Annotated in this window: 14 protein-coding genes, 3 tRNA genes and 1 rRNA gene; 13 read left to right on the forward strand and 5 right to left on the reverse strand. The window is 54.9% G+C overall.

Annotated elements, in window-relative coordinates:
• A 5S ribosomal RNA gene (gene rrf / locus ENH71_RS04100) occupies positions 1-95 on the forward strand; the annotation flags it as partial.
• A gap of 153 nt (positions 96-248) precedes the next feature.
• Here rrf and ENH71_RS04105 read toward each other — a convergent pair.
• The 3 genes from ENH71_RS04105 to ENH71_RS04115 form a co-directional block, all read right to left on the reverse strand.
• Entirely contained in the window at positions 249-2,849 is a 2,601-nt protein-coding gene (locus tag ENH71_RS04105; RefSeq protein ID WP_317622400.1) for a TonB-dependent receptor plug domain-containing protein, read from the reverse strand.
• 280 nt (positions 2,850-3,129) lie between these two features.
• Positions 3,130-3,756 (reverse strand): hypothetical protein, encoded by a 627-nt coding sequence (locus ENH71_RS04110; protein ID WP_294134934.1) that lies wholly within the window; start codon positions 3,754-3,756, stop codon positions 3,130-3,132.
• 547 nt (positions 3,757-4,303) lie between these two features.
• The gene (locus ENH71_RS04115; protein WP_294134936.1) at positions 4,304-5,422 is read right to left on the reverse strand and encodes a peptidyl-alpha-hydroxyglycine alpha-amidating lyase family protein; all 1,119 of its coding nucleotides are present in this window, start codon (positions 5,420-5,422) and stop codon (positions 4,304-4,306) included.
• Between the two features lie 711 nt (positions 5,423-6,133).
• Here ENH71_RS04115 and ENH71_RS04120 point away from each other — a divergent pair.
• The 3 genes from ENH71_RS04120 to ENH71_RS04130 all read left to right on the forward strand — a co-directional run bounded on the left by ENH71_RS04120 (position 6,134) and on the right by ENH71_RS04130 (position 7,439).
• The gene (locus ENH71_RS04120; protein WP_294134940.1) at positions 6,134-6,694 is read left to right on the forward strand and encodes a hypothetical protein; all 561 of its coding nucleotides are present in this window, start codon (positions 6,134-6,136) and stop codon (positions 6,692-6,694) included.
• Positions 6,695-6,760: 66 nt separating this feature from the next.
• On the forward strand, positions 6,761-7,240 hold the full coding sequence (locus ENH71_RS04125) for a DUF6644 family protein (protein ID WP_294134942.1): 480 nt from the start codon (positions 6,761-6,763) through the stop codon (positions 7,238-7,240).
• Between the two features lie 61 nt (positions 7,241-7,301).
• Positions 7,302-7,439 carry a hypothetical protein gene (locus ENH71_RS04130; RefSeq protein WP_294134944.1) on the forward strand — a complete coding sequence of 46 codons (138 nt, stop codon included), beginning with the start codon at positions 7,302-7,304 and terminating at the stop codon, positions 7,437-7,439.
• 21 nt (positions 7,440-7,460) lie between these two features.
• Here the strand turns inward: ENH71_RS04130 and ENH71_RS04135 are convergent, their stop codons facing one another.
• Both ENH71_RS04135 and ENH71_RS04140 read right to left on the reverse strand, forming a co-directional pair.
• Positions 7,461-8,018, reverse strand: coding sequence for a YajG family lipoprotein (locus ENH71_RS04135; protein WP_294134946.1), 558 nt, complete (start codon positions 8,016-8,018; stop codon positions 7,461-7,463).
• 118 nt (positions 8,019-8,136) lie between these two features.
• Positions 8,137-9,330, reverse strand: a complete 1,194-nt coding sequence (locus ENH71_RS04140; RefSeq protein ID WP_294137535.1) for an NHL repeat-containing protein — start codon at positions 9,328-9,330, stop codon at positions 8,137-8,139.
• Positions 9,331-9,502: 172 nt separating this feature from the next.
• Here ENH71_RS04140 and ENH71_RS04145 point away from each other — a divergent pair, with 172 nt between their 5' ends.
• From ENH71_RS04145 to ENH71_RS04185, 9 genes are all read left to right on the forward strand, one after another.
• Positions 9,503-10,870, forward strand: a complete 1,368-nt coding sequence (locus ENH71_RS04145; protein WP_294134951.1) for a HupE/UreJ family protein — start codon at positions 9,503-9,505, stop codon at positions 10,868-10,870.
• A 171-nt stretch (positions 10,871-11,041) separates the two neighbouring features.
• Positions 11,042-12,730 carry a carbon starvation CstA family protein gene (locus ENH71_RS04150; RefSeq protein WP_294134953.1) on the forward strand — a complete coding sequence of 563 codons (1,689 nt, stop codon included), beginning with the start codon at positions 11,042-11,044 and terminating at the stop codon, positions 12,728-12,730.
• Positions 12,731-12,910: 180 nt separating this feature from the next.
• On the forward strand, positions 12,911-14,647 hold the full coding sequence (locus tag ENH71_RS04155) for a redoxin domain-containing protein (RefSeq protein ID WP_294134955.1): 1,737 nt from the start codon (positions 12,911-12,913) through the stop codon (positions 14,645-14,647).
• Position 14,648: 1 nt separating this feature from the next.
• The gene (gene birA / locus ENH71_RS04160; protein WP_294134957.1) at positions 14,649-15,644 is read left to right on the forward strand and encodes a bifunctional biotin--[acetyl-CoA-carboxylase] ligase/biotin operon repressor BirA; all 996 of its coding nucleotides are present in this window, start codon (positions 14,649-14,651) and stop codon (positions 15,642-15,644) included.
• Positions 15,644-16,306 (forward strand): hypothetical protein, encoded by a 663-nt coding sequence (locus ENH71_RS04165; protein WP_294134961.1) that lies wholly within the window; start codon positions 15,644-15,646, stop codon positions 16,304-16,306. The genes birA and ENH71_RS04165 overlap by 1 nt, the downstream gene beginning before the upstream one ends.
• Before the next feature lie 63 nt (positions 16,307-16,369).
• Positions 16,370-16,453 (forward strand) — tRNA-Tyr (locus tag ENH71_RS04170).
• A 37-nt stretch (positions 16,454-16,490) separates the two neighbouring features.
• Positions 16,491-16,564: transfer RNA gene (locus ENH71_RS04175), tRNA-Gly, on the forward strand.
• Positions 16,565-16,603: 39 nt separating this feature from the next.
• A tRNA-Thr gene (locus ENH71_RS04180) sits at positions 16,604-16,679 on the forward strand.
• Between the two features lie 134 nt (positions 16,680-16,813).
• A partial coding sequence (locus tag ENH71_RS04185; protein ID WP_294134965.1) for a GTP-binding protein occupies positions 16,814-16,959 on the forward strand: 146 nt, incomplete at its 3' end.

The following is a 16,959-nucleotide window of genomic DNA, read 5'->3' on the forward strand; positions in this document are numbered from 1 at the left end:
GAACCACCTGATCCCATCCCGAACTCAGAAGTGAAAGTACTCAGCGCCGATGGTAGTGTGGGGTCTCCCCATGTGAGAGTAGGACATTGTCAGGCATTTAAATGGGAAAATCCCCGGTCTCGAAAGAGGCCGGGGATTTTTTTTGTCTGTGATTATGTTGTTTTTAGGTTGAGCATAAAAAGCCTGGCCCCCTCGCTCAAAGGGGGCCAGGGTCCAACCTGCTGCGTCCCTGCAGCACTTACTACCCGTTAAAAGCTGGCGTTCAATCTCGCGTAGTAATACGCACCCTGCCAGCTTACTGCCGTACCTGATGAATACAGGCGTCCGCAACAATAGTCGCCAATAGCGTCCTTTTCCGGATATTGATCAAAGACGTTTCTGCCACCGAATGTGATGCGCAGCAAGTCGTTGATCTGGTACTGAGCTTCCAGATCAATCAGTGCTGTGGGATCAAATTCCTGGACCTGACCGGAGTTGAAGTTGTCATAAGGTCCATACAGGTTCGCGCGCGCCATCAGAGTCAAATCCCCGATCGAGTGCCTTGCCGACATGACGCCCCGCCATGTTGGGTCGAAGTTCTCAAAATCGTACTGATCTTCCGCATTGAGAAAAGCGCTCGGGTCAGAGGCAAACTCGGACTTGTTGTAGTTCATGGATGCAGTGAAGGTAGTGCTGGCTCCACTGTCCCAGAACACCGGTAACGTAGCGACTATGTCAACGCCTTGAGTCCGTGTATCAAACGCATTGGTGAAGTAGAACACGCCACCAATCGTTTCCGCACCGGCGACTCCGGCGCCCGACAGCGCCAGGTAGTTGTCGTAGGCGGAGCCTGAAGACGGGTTGGTACTCACGTCACGGGTTGATACTGAATACACCCGATCGTCGACGTCAATCCGGTACATATCCGCGGTCAGGCTCAATTCACCAATTTCACTGGTAAAACCAAGTGTGTAGTTGGTCGAAGTCTCGGGTTTCAGGTCGGTGGCCCCGAGTGCCCTCGCGACCGGGCCGCTGGGCGGGAACAATCCTGTTGCGACCGGCAAACCATTGGGCAAGCGGGTGGAAACGTTGGTTGTACCTTGCTGACCCGGAGTAGGAGCCCGGAAGCCAGTGCCAAGTGAGCCTCGTAGCGCAAACGTATCGGTAAGGCTCAATCTGCCAGCTACTTTGCCAACCAGTTCGCCACCGAAGTCGGAGTAGTCCTCGTACCGCAATGCAGCCTGCATGAACAGGGCGTCAGTAACATCGGCACTGATATCGCCATACACGGCGTAAGAGTCACGCTCATAATTGTCAGAAAATTCGGGTGAGTACCCCGGGAATCCATTGGAGCCTACGCCCACAACTGTAAAGGCAGCATCATCATCGTCTGCGCAGTTCAATGATGATCCTGAGCCTATCACTGCTATGCCGTTCGCCGTAGGGGAGCCGTCATCGTTACAGAAACCCCATGGATCGGACACTGCGTATGGCCCTGCCTGGTAAGAATCAAGCTCGCCCTGTACGATCTTGTAAGCCTCATCCATGTAGCTGACGCCAAAGGCAAGAATCGCAGGCGCGGCCACGCCGGCATCCAGTTCAAGACTGAAATCTGCCTGCAACTGCATCTCTTCGTTGATCAGGTCACCGGGACGGAACGAAGTAGGTGAATCCGGACCCAGTGAGGGATTGACGGTCTGCTTCAGTGTGTACTCAACCTTGTTCTCACCGGTTCTGGCGCTCAAATCGTACATCAAGCCATTGTTCAGCTCACCACGGTAGCCGCCGACCAGAGAGTAATCGGTGACGTTGCCAAAGAATCTGGGCGTGAAGCCTCCCGGAAATTTCTCAAGCGGACTATAGATGGAACCGTCTGCTTCTCGCAGGTCTTCAATGGTGCCGTTGCCAGGATAGCGATAGAAGAAGGGACCATCGGCTTCACTACTTGAGTAATTACCAAATGCGTACAGCTCCCTGCCATTGGCAAGAGGCAATTCGGCATTGACGAAGAATCGCTGTGCCTCGGTGTTTGGTTGACCCCATGGCTGGACGACATCTCCCATTGCTGCAACTGCTGCCATGAAAGTCGGGTCTTCAGTATAAGTGGTGTAACCGGCGGCAGGGTTGTATACCGGATTCTGCGTGTCCAGACAGAACCATGACTCACAGTATTGCTCAGCGCGAGTTGTGGAATCAGCCTGTGATATCTCGCCCGACAAGTTGATGAAACCATTGGCACCCAGTGGGAAGCCTATATTGCCCTGAATCGTGTACTGCTGACCATCGCTCTCGGTATATTGCCCCGTGTCGACACTAAAACTGCCACCGTCGGCACTGTCCTTGAGGATGAAGTTGATAACACCCGCTATTGCGTCAGAGCCGTATTGTGCGGCGGCACCATCCCTGAGTACCTCAACATTTTTCAGTGCTATCGTGGGTATGGTGGCGACATCGGGTCCTTGAGTGCCTGAGCCGCCAATCGATACCAGGGCTGATCTATGGCGTCGTTTTGAGTTCACCAACACCAGCGTTTTGTCAGTCGGCATACCCCGCAATGACGCTGGTCGTATAAAGGTAGCGCCATCACTGATGGGATTTCGCGAAACGTTGTAGGAAGGAACAAGTGTTTGTAGCACGTCATTTGTGTCGGTAAAAGAGACTGACTCGATAGTCTCACTGTCGAAGACGTCGATAGGAACCGGAGAGTCAGCGACTGTTCGTGGTCGCCCTCGGGCGCCGGTGACGATAACTTCTTCCAGTACTTCTTCGGTTTCCTGCTGTGCGTAAATGGATTGCGATGTGGATATGGCGGTACCGGCCACAAAGAACGCTACCATCAGCGATAGCGGTTTCCGTTGGGCGTTATGCATATAACCTCCAGATAGTCTGTTTTAGTATTATCCGGAGTTGTATCTGCAATAGCTGTGCCAGCGCTATCAATCTGGCATTACATTCGAATGGTTCCAAAAGTGTGCACAGATAAATAGAACTATGCTTTTATATGGTGCGATAAAGGATATTGGTTATGGAGGTAAATTGCCGCGCGGTACAGAAATGGGCAAAAAATATCAGCATGGAAGAGTGTGGGCAGTTTTGGGGCGTTCGCAAACAGTGCGCCATGCACACACATGACGCCTGTCTGGCGACGTACTACATCAGTTCGGCCGTGACTTCGCCGACACCGGCACGTGCCCTGATGGACATGGCGCCGTCTCCAAAGGCCGTCGTTTCACTGCTGACCATGGCGCGGTGATTGTCTGTATCAGTTCCTCCTTTTATATCGGTATCGCCGATGCCGGCGGAGAGATCAACAGAGCCAATGCTTGATTTGCTTGCCTGCAGCTCGATGGTACCAACGCCGATTTCGGCAACGATGCCATACTGCGCCATGTATACCTTTATAGTGCCGACATCCAGCTCAATATCCAGTTGCTCCAGCGCTGGCACTTTGACCACCCACTCCCCTTTGACTTTATCTTCGTTGAAACTCAGTCGCAGTTGATCTCCACGGTGGCGAGACCTCAGGTCCATGTCAGCAATATCGGGCGATCGGCTAAACCAGCCACCGTGGTCTTCGTCGGTGATGACCAGCTCTACTTCAAATCTGCCAGACTGCGACGGCTCGACGCGGATGGTGCCGACCCGGGCATCGATACGCAACGTTGTTACCTCGTCGGCATCAAATTCATGATATCGGTTTGTCTGGGTGTCAGCGCAAGCCATGCTGATCGAAAATGCCAGCAGCAGAATGATTGATGCAGCTTTAGTCGTAATCATTGTTTCAGTCCCTTTAATGTCATGTCAGCTAATAAGTGGCTGTGGATAGTGCTGTGCCATGGGTGAGCGTCCACGTACTCTACCCTTTGTGCATCTACTGCTCTTTAAACTTTGCATGCACTTTCAGTATGTATAGCAAAGCTTGTGCCATAAATTAAAAGCATATATAAAACAAAAGGATAGAATATTTGCAAGTGCGATACGTGGTGGTTTCTGCAATATTATTGCGGTTTTGGTCAATATCTGGCGGTTGCTTGCGCGTGGATGGCCGTTGGTTTTTTGCGCTGGATCGATCAGGGTTCACCTAAAGATGGTATCCAGGACCCATCGGCGCAGATCGAGTGGTCGGAAACTGAATGGGCCTTCAGTGAACCGGATCTGATTGTGCCAATTCCGCCGCAGGAGATTCCTGCTACCGCCGTGCTCGATCAGTTGCGCGCCCGGATTGGGGCGGGGCGGTGTTGCCAACAACCAGGGCTATGCCGTGAACATAAAAAAAGGGCTACATTGCGTAGCCCTTTTTTTATGCCGGTACAACCGTGCGTTGTTACTGACGAACGTAGCGCTTGATACCGCCGACGGGGCCAACTTCGGCGCCGTAGATGACACCATTGCGGTCAACGGTCACGCCCTCGGCAGTGCAGGTGCCACGGCAATCAGGCTGTGGATCCGGAATGAACGCGTGCACCTCGCCGGTTCTGGCGCTGCCGATACGGATGCCGCGCAACCAGTCGCCATGAGCAGGGTTGACAGAGCCGGACTCTGAGTCTGCTGCATACAGAACATCATTCTCGTCAATGAACAGGCCGCTGTTGCGGCTGAACTGATACCAGGTATCCAGCAGCTCGCCGTCCTGAGTGTAGATCTGGATACGATCATTGCTGCGGTCAGAGATGAACAATCGGCCCTGTGAATCCAGCGCCAGTGCGTGTGGCTGCATGAACTCATCGGGTCCTGTGCCGTAGGAGCCCCAGGTCATGACCAGGTCGCCGCTTGGGCTGAACTTCAGAATGCGTGCGGTAGAGCCCTCCGCATTGGAATGACCTTCAGCGACAAAGATGTGGCCATCCGGCGCCACTAATACGTCGTTGGGCTGGAACAGGTAGCCAGGGTCTCTGGCGCCACCGGGCATGCCCAGCGTCATCAGGTGGTGGCCGTCAGGGCTGAATTTGTGGACCTGATGCCCATATACCTCTGAGTCGGCTACACCGTCACCACGGTTATCGCGCGCATCGGTGACCCAGACATTGCCGCCATCGTCTACCTCAATACCATGCGGCCAGGTGATCATGCCGGCACCAAAACTGGTGACCATGTTGCCATCGGCATCGAATTTCATGACCGGGTCGAGATCACTGTTGCTGACACAGGCGCCCACGTTGGCACTACAGCGCTCGGCAACCCAAACACTGGTGCCGTCGATATCAATGTGCACGGCGCTGGTTGAGCCCCAGCTTCGGCCTGCTGGCATCTTCAGGTAGCCCTCAACCGTTGTGTAGGGGTTGGGCAGATCGTTGACCGGCGCCATATCGGGATTGCTATAGTCAGCCGTCTGCGCCCAGGCAGTCATTGCCATGGCGCCAAAAGCCGCAGTCAGCGTCAGGGCTGCTGACTTTATCGGATTCCGATAGAAAGGTTTGATTCTACTCGTATTGTTATTGGACATGGGTGGCAAGCACTCCCTTTAGATAACTGATCGGACGATCAGCATAAACCACCTCTGGCGCTAACTCAAACCTTAAGGATAGAGCGGATGTCCGCTTCCGGACCCGGCTCATATCGGCGGCAGCATCGGCTGCATGCATCAGCCGCGGAGGCGGGACAGTAAACATTGTTGAGCGTGTCCGGCGTGCTGATCTGACCGATGTAAACGATGCGGATATTGCGTAAACCGGTGGTTGGCAGGTCCGATGTGTCCGGACGTATGACGGGCATGGTGTTCTCGCAAGCGGGTGTGGAACAGGTGCATTTGTGGCACGACCAGAACCCCCTTGGGGGTTATTGTGTCCCATGCTGTGCCGGGATTGGCACATGACTGTACGATAATACGCGATGGAACGAAGGCCGGCGTGACTATTTTTATGCTACGATTTGGCGCCGTCGGAATATGTTCCCGGGGTAGATTTGACGGAACAGCTGGGCTATTCTTCGCCGCATTCAATCGTCTGGCGCAGGCAATGATTGTTGACCAGGCGCAAGGTGTCGCGATGATCAGGGAATATACTGAGTTGATAGCGCTTGACTGTCGGCGTCCCGGACAGGCCGGACGTAGTCAGTAAATCAAAGCTGATAAAACCAGGCTAATAACTCAAGTTTAAAAGCACCAAATAACTGAGCACAAATGTGCCACCAAGTACGACTGGGGGAGGTCAACAGCGTGATAAATGAATTGTTACTGCAATTTGCCGAGTGGCTTTATGCGACCGGCGGCAGTCGGGCGATAGAAGAATCGTTCTATCTGTACAACTGGATTGAGGCAACGCATGTCCTCACCATCATGTTGTGCCTGGGTATGCTGGTTTTTATCGATCTGCGTATGCTGGGTCTGGCGATGCCCGGCGTGTCAGCGGTCAAGATCTCCGAGCGTCTGAATATTCCCATGATGATTGGTTTTATCATCATGTTTATTACCGGCCTGCTGCTGTTTTATGCCAAACCCACCTACACCATCCAGAGTATCTGGTTCAGGATCAAAATGGTGTTGCTGCTGGTGGCGTTTGTAAATGCCGTCATGTTCCACAAGCGACTGAAAGCGTCTGCCTCCACCTGGGAGTATGAGCCGAAGGCGCCCCGCCGCCTGCAAATCAGTGCGGCGCTGTCACTCGGGCTGTGGGCAGGCGTGGTCATGACCGGTCGTCTGATTGCGTACGATTGGTTCCACTGCTATCGCGAATTGCCGGCCTGGCTCGGCGCGGCCGCTGGCTGTGTGGCGGATTGATAGGTTATTTTGATACATGACAGTTGTCGGCCCAAGGCCGATTAAGAAGACAAACAGGAGTTCCCAATGGAGCTATTACCTTTTTTCGAGTGGGCCGAAACATCCTTTCTGGGTTACATCGGCAAAACTTACGGCGGCGTTTACGCAACGTTTGGCCAGTCCATCCATTTGATGTCGTTGGCTGTGCTGGGGGGAACCGTGCTGGTTACAGACCTGCGCCTGCTCGGTGTCATCATGAAGGATGTGCCGTCTGAAGTTGTTGCTGACCAGGCGCATAAATGGTTCCGGATTGCCCTCGCTTTCATTCTGGCGACAGGCATTTTCATGGCCGCCGCTGTTGCCCAGCGGATGTACTACAATGACTTTTTCTGGGCCAAGATGTCAGCATTGCTGGTCGGCATCATTTTTGTATTTGCGATCAAGCGCCCGTTGTTGAAGGGCAATCATGCCGATATTCAGCCCTGGTTGCTGAAACTGGTCGCAGTCGCCTCCATCCTGATCTGGTTCAGCGTGGCGGCAACCGGGCGCTGGATTGGTTTCTCCTGATACCATTTCAGATGTCCTGGCAGGCAATTACCGTTCAATATTTCAATACAGGAATAGTGTCATGACTGACAAGAAAGCCCTGACTTTAATTCAGAAAATTGCGGCGACCAGCTCGGTTGCCATTATCGTGGCAGGCATCATTTACTGGTCGTTTCAGGTGCAAAGTGTCATTGAACTGCTGGAAATGGCTTACGGCTGATTAAAGCCGTAAGTCCGCTTTTCAGAATATGCCTAATTCCATCAGGAAATAGTCGTCCAGAAACAGCTCGTTGACCAATCTGTCCAGGCCTTGCGCGATGGTCGCTGACAACGCCTGATTGTCAGCGTTAACCCGGCTGAATACGACACTCTGCCATGCATTGCGGCCCTGATTGTTCAGGGTCAGCTCGCAACGAATCAGCACCTCGGTGCCGCTATCTGACTCCACGATTTCCATTTCCAGTAACTTGCCACTCAGTGTCAGCGGGGTTTCGGCCTCGCCGAGTTGTGCGTCCGCAGATACAAACGCCTCATGAAATGCCTGCTGAATGATTGCGGCTGGTGGTTGGCTTAGTGTGACTGCATCCTGCTCTGCCCGATTGATGTCGTGCTTGTTCCCGATTGCACGCTGATCGGTGAAACTGCTGATACTCAGCGGCCCGCCCATCATGCTGCTCAGGCTGACGCCGGTGTCATCGGTGTAGTGGTAGTCGAGTTCAATTTTGTCGCCGGCCAGCAATGGCTGTGACGTCAATAACAGGCCGCTCAGGGCCAGCGTAATAAAGTGACGAGATTTCAAAACATTTCTCCCGGGTTTTGGGTGCTCATTTTTTGTCATGCGATGCGAAACGAAAAGGGCTGCTGCACCTGAGGGTGCGGCAGCCCTTTGTTAAGCACTTGCTTTGGTCCGCCTTGACTTACAGGCGATCCGCAGGCCAGGCCACGCCGGTATGACCGCCGCGCTGGGTATCACGCATGCCCTGGTAAACAAACTTCTGAACGCGCTTGCCTTCGTAAGTTTCAGTGGTGTAGATATTGTTCTGCGAGTCCGAGGCAATGCTATGTGGTGCATAGAACTGGCCGGGCTGACGTCCACCGCCACCGAAGCTGGTGAGGACTTCCATGGACTCACGATCGATCACGTAAATCTTGAAGTTCTGGCCATCAGCAAGGTAGATAAACTTCTGCTCAGGGTCATTCGAGAACGAAATATCCCAGGTTGAGCCCTGTGCCAATGTGTCCGGAGAAATCAGTGCTTCGCGAACAAAGGTGCCGTCGGGACGGAAAACCTGGATACGGTCTGACCCACGGTCACACACATAGAGCAGGCCGTCATCTGACGGTACTGCACAGTGAACCGGGCCACGGAATTGCTGGGGCAGGGGCTCGCCGGGTGTGTAATCAACGCGGCCGTCCACTGGGCGGTTGCCATAGGCACCCCAGTAGCGCTTGAACGCACCTGTGCTGGCATCAAGCACGGCAACACGCTTGTTGCGGTAACCGTCAGCGATATACGCTTCGTTGGTGCTGCCATCGATTTCGATGTCAGCTACCTGACCGAAGTGAGTCATACTGTTGCTGTCCACTTCCTGGCCTGGCATGCCGTACTGAGCGACAAACTGACCGTCACCGGTGAATACCAGGACATGCGAGTCGCCGCCGCCGTTACCACCGATCCAGACGTTGCCATTAGGTGCTACTGCCAGACCGTGATTGGACGCCGGCCAGGTGAAGTCGTCGCCCGGGCCGCCCCAGGCGTTCACAAGGTTGCCTTCCGGGTCAAATTCCAGAATGGGTGGTGCCGGGGTGCAGCAGTCGCTGACGCCCATTTTCAGGCCGATCTCGGTAGCGCCGCCAAACATGGCGTCCTGATCACGGTGAACAATGAATACATGGTCCCGATCATCAATGTCGATGCCGATAGTACGGCCGATAATCCATTGATTGGGAAGAGGTTTTGGCCAATACGGATCAACCACAAAGCTCGGTGCACTGACCATCGAGCCGGCTTGTGCCGCAACGGGTTCCTGCAGCATGGACTGTCCTGCGCCCATCGCTGCTACGGCCAGCGCAAGACTTGCGCCTACTGCTATCTTCATTTTTTTTGTCATTATACTCCCTCCAGGGTCGTTTCATTCCGAGCATATTGATCTGTCGAACCAGAAGTATACTCAGTTCTATATGCTCAGTATACTCACCAGTCTTACAAATTGACGAGATCTGACGACCTGTCGTCGCGTGCTGACGGCTGTTTGTCTATTGCCGGAATTTCTCGAGGAAAATATGCCCAATAACAAAAAGAGTGTATGGACGGCGCTCGGCGCCATCAGAGTTTGCCTGGTTGTCGTATTTTTGCTGGCTGCGACTGGGATGCCGAATGCCCTGGCAGACGAGATACCGACACGGGTCGCAGTGCAGGGCTTCGTCAAGGCTGAGCCGAATCGACTCAACGTGCTGATGCGCATTCCCATGGATTCGCTGGGAGAGGCGGGCCTCCCGCTGCGCGGCTCGGTCGGTTATCTGATCTTCTCCGAGGCACAGGAAGAGCTCGAGGACGCGGCCAGCGACCGTATCCTGCGCTCAATCCAGATGTTTGAAGGTGATCGCCTGCTGGACAACCCGCGCCTTGATGCGTTGCGGGTGTCGTTGCCCTCGAACCGTTCCTTTGTTGATTATCAGTCGGCGCTGGCAAATGTGCGCAGTGCGCCTTTGTCGGACGATGTCGATCTGTACTACCGACAAGGGTTCATGGATGTGCTGGTAAGCTATCCGATAGACTCTGCAGAGGCCCGCTTTTCCATCGATGCCCGTCTGGGAGGGCTGGGCCTGGAAACCACCACGGTGTTGCGCTACATCCTTGACGATGGCAGTGAGAGAACCTTCAGTTATATAGGTAACCCCGGCCGGGTATACCTGGACCCGAGCTGGCATCAGGCGGTGTTCAATTTCATAGCGTTGGGTTTTGATCATATTCTGGAAGGCGCTGATCATCTGCTGTTCCTGTTCTGCCTGCTGATCCCGTTGCGCCGTGTGGGTGCCCTGATTCCGGTGGTGACGTCATTCACGATCGCGCACTCCATCACGCTGTTGGCGTCTGCGCTGGGCTGGGTGCCGTCGGCAATCTGGTTCCCGTCCCTGATTGAGACCCTGATCGCTCTGTCTATTGTCTACATGGCATTTGAAAACATAGTCGGCGTGAAGCAGCGTCACCGGTGGGTGGTGACCTTCTGTTTCGGGCTTGTGCACGGATTTGGTTTTTCCTTCCTGCTGACCGAAAGCATGCAGTTCGCCGGCTCGCATCTCGTCATGTCGTTACTGGCTTTCAATCTGGGCGTGGAATTTGGCCAGATACTGGTGCTGGTGTTGATGGTCCCGTTTATTCACCTGCTTTTCAAATATGCACTGCCTGAGCGAATCGGGGTCATTCTGTTGTCGGCGATTGTCGCGCACTGGGCCTGGCACTGGATGGCAGAGCGTTTTGTCGGCTTCATGGCCTATGACCTGAGTCTGCCGACACTGGATCGTTATTTCTTTGCCGGCCTGTTGCAGTGGGGAGCGTTGCTTGCATTGTCTGCCGGGGTGTTATGGCTGATGCAGGAGTTGTTTGCCCGCTATTTTGCCGCGCCTGATGACGCCGGCCGGGTCGGGTGACAGGCTTTAGTCGTCGCATGTGACAAAACGTTGCAGGAGAGCTGCTTTTGTTTCTTGTCGTTGTCTTGGTCAGCGCGAACTTGTTATGATGCGGCGCTGCGCGCGGTTCACGGTGGCAGTATCACCTGTTGTTGAGACCTGGTTTGATAATAATAATGCGGGAGTTGTTGTATGAGCGGAATCATGATTATTCTGTTTGGTCTGGCGGGGCTGTCATTCGGCTGGTTCGTCTATTCCAAGTTTATTGCCGAAAAGATCTACCGTCTGGACCCTGACTTCAAAACTCCAGCTCATGAGTTTAATGATGGAGTGGATTACGTTCCCACCAACAAATATGTCTTGTGGGGTCATCACTTTACCTCCGTCGCGGGCGCTGCCCCGATTGTGGGTCCGGCCATTGCGGTTTACTGGGGCTGGGTGCCCGCGCTGCTCTGGGTAACCTTTGGTACCATATTTTTTGCAGGCGTCCACGATATGGGCGCGCTGTGGGCCAGTACCCGTAACAAGGGCAAATCCATTGGTGCGCTGTCCGAGAATGTCATCGGCAAGCGCACACGCTCACTGTTTCTGATTGTCATCTTCCTGCTGTTGCTGATGGTGAATGCGGTATTTGCCGTGGTCATCGCGGGTGGTTTTGTGGGCACGCCCGGATCTGTGTTCCCGGCCTGGTCTGCCATTGTGGTGGCGCTTATTATCGGACAATTACTGCGTCGCAATTACAGCCTGGTGCTGCTCACAATTGCCGGTGTTGTTGCGCTGTATGTGTCCATCTGGGCCGGTACGTTTATCGAACTGACCCTGCCTGAAACCATGTTTGGCCTGACCGCCAACGCCAACTGGATCATCATTCTGTTCATCTACGCAGCCATCGCATCAATGCTGCCGGTGTGGATGTTACTGCAGCCGCGTGACTTCATTAACGGCATGCAATTAATTGTCGGTCTGATCCTGCTTTACGGTGCAGTGTTCCTGACCATGCCGGAAATGACAGCACCGGCCTTCAACAGTCAGGTGGCAGCTGGCACGCCCAGCATCTTCCCGCTACTGTTTGTGACCATCGCCTGTGGTGCAATTTCGGGTTTCCATGGCATCGTTGCTTCCGGTACCAGCTCCAAACAGCTGAACAAGGAAACCGATGCCCGGTTTGTGGGATATCTTGGTGCCATTGGCGAAGGCTCGCTGGCGCTGATTACAATCGTTGCCGTATGTTCGGTTGCATACGCTGCCAGCCCTGAGCAATGGCACACCCTGTACGCCAACTTCTCGGACGGTGGTGCCCCTGCATTTATTGCTGGCGGTGCCGTGCTGATATCTTCATCCTGGGGCTTGTCTGAAGGCTTTTCACAAGTGCTGCTGGCTACCATGGTTGCCCTGTTCGCAGGCACCACGATGGATTCCGGTGTCAGGTTGCAGCGCTATATCATTCAGGAATGGGGTGATATCTACAAAATCAATCTGTTCAACAAGGGTGTTCCGGCGACGCTGATCGCGGTGGCGGCCTGCCTGTTGCTGGCGTTCGGCGCCGGCGGCTCATCAGGTGCCGGCGGCATGATCATATGGCCGCTGTTTGGTGCCACCAACCAGATTCTGGCCAGTCTGACACTGCTGGTGATCACGGTGATGTTGATGAAAATGGGGCGTCCTGCCATCTACACGCTGGTGCCGATGATTTTTGTACTGATCACATCGTTCCTGGCGGGTCTGATTCAGCTGGTGGATTTCTACCAGGCGGGCAATTACCTGCTGGTCACGCTCGACTTCATCGTCCTGGTGGTCAGTGTGCTGGTCATGCTGGAGGCGGCCTCGGTTGTCAGCAAGCTGCGTAAAGACAAGGCCGCAGCGGCATCTGACACGCAGTAACGGTCCCGGCAAAAGGGGTCGGCCTGACGGGTCGGCCCTTTTTTTTGGACACCGGATCGAGCGAGCGTTACAAATAATTGCAATGTTATTTCCCCGATTTATCGTCTGCGCAAGGTGATTGATTATAATCCCCCTCGAATGAGCTCTTTACAGACACGGCAATCTCGGAATTTAGATCAGATGATTAGAATCCTGGTCCTGCTTGCAGGAATGTTCTGGTGTGCAGGTGCGTCCGCAGCGACAAGCCAGGTGCCGGACTTCGCGCTAATTGACCACCAAGGTCGCTTCCATCAGCTGAGTCGCTATGCGGATCAGCGCGCTGTTGTTGTGTTTGTGTATAGCCCGGAATGCGATGCCAGCAAGGCCGCCCTTCCCGAGATTGTGTCCTTGCAGAAGCGCTTCCGTAACTCTCCAGTGCGGTTTCTGGTGCTGGTTCCTGACAGCGGTGAAACGCGCGCCGGTCTTGCTGACCTGGCAAGCACCATGAATGCCGAAACCCCTTTTCTGCTTGATTCATCTCAGCTCGTCAGTGACGCGCTTGAATTCACCCATGGCGGTGAAGTGCTGGTGATCAGTCCGGTGCGCGGCGATATTCTGTATCGTGGTGGTGTCGGCCTGTACCAGGGCGATCCGACGCAGCAGGCGTTGGCGGCGAATCTGCCGGGCATGAGCTCGCATCTGCATTACGTGGTGCATTCAGTGTTGCGGGGGGAGCCATTTATCGATAATCCGTCGCCATCGCAGGGTGCCCCGTTGGTGCTTGATCGCATTGAAGCTGTGCGGTCGCGATCAATTTCCTACGAAGACGATGTGGCGCCGATTCTGATTGACCGCTGTGCCGGGTGTCATCGGGAGCAGGGGGTTGCGCCCTGGGTCATGGATGGTCACCGTATGGTACAGGGTTGGAGCGGCATGATCCGGGAAACGCTGTTGACCCGGCGGATGCCGCCGGGGCAGATCGATTACGACTACGCCAGTCGTTATGAGGATGTGCATCATATCAGCGATGAAGAGATGCAGATTCTGATGCGCTGGATAGAAACCGGCGCCCCGCGCAACGAGAATGCGGACGATCCCTTGGCCATGCTGGAGCCGTCGTCGTCAGACTGGGAACTGGGTGAGCCGGATCTGGTTATCGACTTTCCGGAGCATAGGGTGCCGGCATCGGGCGTGCTCGACTACGTTTTTGTGCCGCTGGAAATAGGCCTGACCGAGGACAAATGGGTGTCGGCATATGCGTTTGATGTGGATGAGAAATCCGCCCTGCATCATGTCATTGTTTATACTCAGGACGCCCGACAACAGCGGCAAAACGCCAGCCGGGGCGGTAGTCGCACCAACTTCGGCGGTTATGCGCCGGGCCGGGGCCACATTGAGCTGGACCCGGACACCGGTATCCTGCTGAAGCGCGATATGCGTTTCATGATCCAGTTTCATTACACAACCATTGGTCGTGAGCTCACCGATCGCACGCGACTGGGATTGTATTTCCATGATGCGCCGCCCGAGCATGTGCTGGAGCGAACCGCAGTGATGAACGGCGAATTTGTAATCCCGCCGGGCATAAGGGAATATCCGGTGACGGCCAGCACGCTGATCCCGAACGACAGTTATCTGTACAGTTTTGCGCCGCACATGCATTACCGGGGTAAACATATCAGGTTCAGGGCCTTATTCCCGGACGGTAGTGAAGAGAAACTGCTGTCGATACCCAATTTTCAGCACAATTGGCAGATGGTTTACCGGTTGCGTGAACCGGTGTTTTTGCCGGCTGGCACCGAGATCGTGGCTGAGGGCGCGTTCGACAACTCGCGCTTTAATCCGCTGAACCCGGATCCCTCCCAGGAAGTCAGGTGGGGCGATCAGGTTTGGGATGAAATGTTTCTCGCCTGGATGCGAATCGGCGAAGCCCGCTAGTATGACTCTGCAACCACTGATGTCATTGCTTGCCGATGGCAAGATTCATTCGGGGCGCGCGCTGGGCGAGGCCTTCGGACTTAGTCGCGCCGGCATCTGGAAGCAGGTCGAGGCGCTAAGGGCGATGGGTGTTGATGTGCAGTCATTGCCCGGGCGGGGCTATGTAATCGAGGGTGGCATCGCCTTGCTCGACAAGGCTCTTATCAGCAAACAACTGGATCCGGCGGCACAGCACCTGGCGCAGGTTTTTGATCTGCATTTTTCCATTGATTCCACCAATGCCGAAGCTTCGCGCAGAGCCGCGCGGGGTGAGCAGTCGTGCCTGGTGATCGCTGAGCATCAGGCGCAAGGGCGCGGGCGTCGCGGGCGCCAATGGGTCAGTCCCTTCGGGCGCAACATATATATGTCATTGCTGTGGCCATTCCAGACCGGTGTCGCTGCGTTGGAGGGCCTCAGTCTGGTGTGCGCGCTGGTTGTTGTCAGGGCCTTGCACCGTATGGGTGTTGGCGGTTTTGAGGTCAAGTGGCCTAACGATATCCTGTTTCGACAGCGCAAGCTGGCTGGCATTCTTCTCGAGATCAGTGGCGATGTCAGCGGTCCCTGTCGGGTAGTGATTGGTATCGGAGTGAATGCGCAGATGCCTGCTGCTGCCGGTGCGAGCATCGATCAGCCTTACAGTGACCTGGCGGCAGCGACTGATCATGTTATCGACAGAAACCGGTTGGCGGCGGCGTTGATCAGTGAGCTGACACAGGCTCTGGCCCGGTTTCAGCGCGAGGGTTTCGCGCCTTTCCGTGACGAATGGATGCAGCTGGATGCTTATGCGGGGCAGGCGGTGGAAATCAGGGCGGGTAATCATAGTCGCGTCGGCATCGCCGCCGGGGTTGATGCAGCCGGGTGTCTGTTGCTCGATACTGGTGAGGGGTTGCTGACCATCTCCGGTGGCGAAATGTTGCCATCGTTGCGTCCGGCGCCGGCTGTGCCGGGAGCGGATTGATGCGCAGGTTGGCGCTGGCGCTGTTGATGCTGAACATACTTTACGTGTTGTGGGCAGCGTTGCGACCGGCGCCGGTGCCGGCGGTGTCAGACGGCCCTTCGGCGGGTGAAGTGCTGGTTCTGCTGGAGGAGATTGACCGGCCCGTGCCTGCCGTAACGCAGGCGCCTGCAGTCTGCGCAGTGCTGGGACCGTTTGCCAGCGAAGGTGACTTGCTTGCGTTCGCTGATGCACAGTTGTCCGGTCGCGATTGGCAAATGAGTGTCGATGAGCAGGCCTTGCCGTTGATGTATCGTGTTTATGTGCCGCCGGCTGACGCGGAATTGGCAGGAGCGGCGTTGCTGGCATCAGTGCGGGACGCCATTGCCGGGGGCGGCTTCGCCATCGACTCTTATCTGGTTGTCGGTGGCGATCTGGATGGAATGGTGTCGCTGGGGCTGTTTGCCGAGCCGGACAATGCCCGCCGGGTTTACGATCAAATATCCGGTCTCGGGGTCGCTGCGGAAATGCGGACCGAGGAGCGTATCCGTAACCTCTACTCAATTGTCTTTAGAGCCGATGAAGATTCTGATTTTATTCAGGAATCTGTTGCGGCGCTGCAAGCCGTGGATGCCGGAAGCGGGATAACAGAAAAACTCTGCGAAATGATTGCACTACCGGACTAATTCCCCTAAAATGCCGCCTCTGCTTTAGAGACCCGGGAAAAATGTATCCCGTCGGCTCTTGCGGGAGGGGTTCCCGAGCGGCCAAAGGGATCAGACTGTAAATCTGACGCGAAAGCTTCGGTGGTTCGAATCCACCCCCCTCCACCATGATGAGCTGATTGATATTTAACAAGTTCTGGCGACGGCGGGTATAGTTCAACGGTAGAACACCAGCCTTCCAAGCTGGTTATGCGGGTTCGATTCCCGCTACCCGCTCCAGGTTTGCTGAATAAGTGCTCTGGGTGCTGTTAATTTTTTGCTCGCATAGCTCAGGCGGTAGAGCACTTCATTGGTAATGAAGAGGTCTCCAGTTCGACTCTGGATGTGAGCACCAGTTTGTTTGGTGTTTGGTTTAATGCTACGAGTGCCGGCGCGGCTCAATGTGCCGAGCACTTCCGAATAGCAGCCCTTGTTGAAGTTGACGGGTTGTTTTCAAAATTGCTTGGTTAGAATAAAGAGGCGGTCACAATGGCGAAGGGTAAATTTGAACGTAAGAAGACACACGTCAACGTTGGCACAATTGGTCACGTTGACCATGGTAAAACAACGCTGACGGCAGCTTTGACGCGCGTTTGTTTTGATATTTGGGGTTCAGGCGAAGCACGTGCATTCGA

It is taken from the genome of Pseudohongiella sp., assembly GCF_011050365.1.
Classification (GTDB): domain Bacteria; phylum Pseudomonadota; class Gammaproteobacteria; order Pseudomonadales; family Pseudohongiellaceae; genus Pseudohongiella.

Excerpts from the sequence above, each read along its gene's own strand:
- ENH71_RS04125 (WP_294134942.1), top strand. The coding sequence starts at position 6,761 with ATGGAGCTATTACCTTTTTTCGAGTGGGCCGAAACATCCTTTCTGGGT.
- ENH71_RS04150 (WP_294134953.1), top strand. The coding sequence starts at position 11,042 with ATGAGCGGAATCATGATTATTCTGTTTGGTCTGGCGGGGCTGTCATTC.
- ENH71_RS04130 (WP_294134944.1), top strand. The coding sequence starts at position 7,302 with ATGACTGACAAGAAAGCCCTGACTTTAATTCAGAAAATTGCGGCGACC.
- ENH71_RS04105 (WP_317622400.1), bottom strand. The coding sequence starts at position 2,849 with ATGCATAACGCCCAACGGAAACCGCTATCGCTGATGGTAGCGTTCTTT.
- ENH71_RS04115 (WP_294134936.1), bottom strand. The coding sequence starts at position 5,422 with ATGTCCAATAACAATACGAGTAGAATCAAACCTTTCTATCGGAATCCG.
- ENH71_RS04155 (WP_294134955.1), top strand. The coding sequence starts at position 12,911 with ATGATTAGAATCCTGGTCCTGCTTGCAGGAATGTTCTGGTGTGCAGGT.
- ENH71_RS04110 (WP_294134934.1), bottom strand. The coding sequence starts at position 3,756 with ATGATTACGACTAAAGCTGCATCAATCATTCTGCTGCTGGCATTTTCG.
- birA (WP_294134957.1), top strand. The coding sequence starts at position 14,649 with ATGACTCTGCAACCACTGATGTCATTGCTTGCCGATGGCAAGATTCAT.
- ENH71_RS04145 (WP_294134951.1), top strand. The coding sequence starts at position 9,503 with ATGCCCAATAACAAAAAGAGTGTATGGACGGCGCTCGGCGCCATCAGA.
- ENH71_RS04165 (WP_294134961.1), top strand. The coding sequence starts at position 15,644 with ATGCGCAGGTTGGCGCTGGCGCTGTTGATGCTGAACATACTTTACGTG.
- ENH71_RS04140 (WP_294137535.1), bottom strand. The coding sequence starts at position 9,330 with ATGACAAAAAAAATGAAGATAGCAGTAGGCGCAAGTCTTGCGCTGGCC.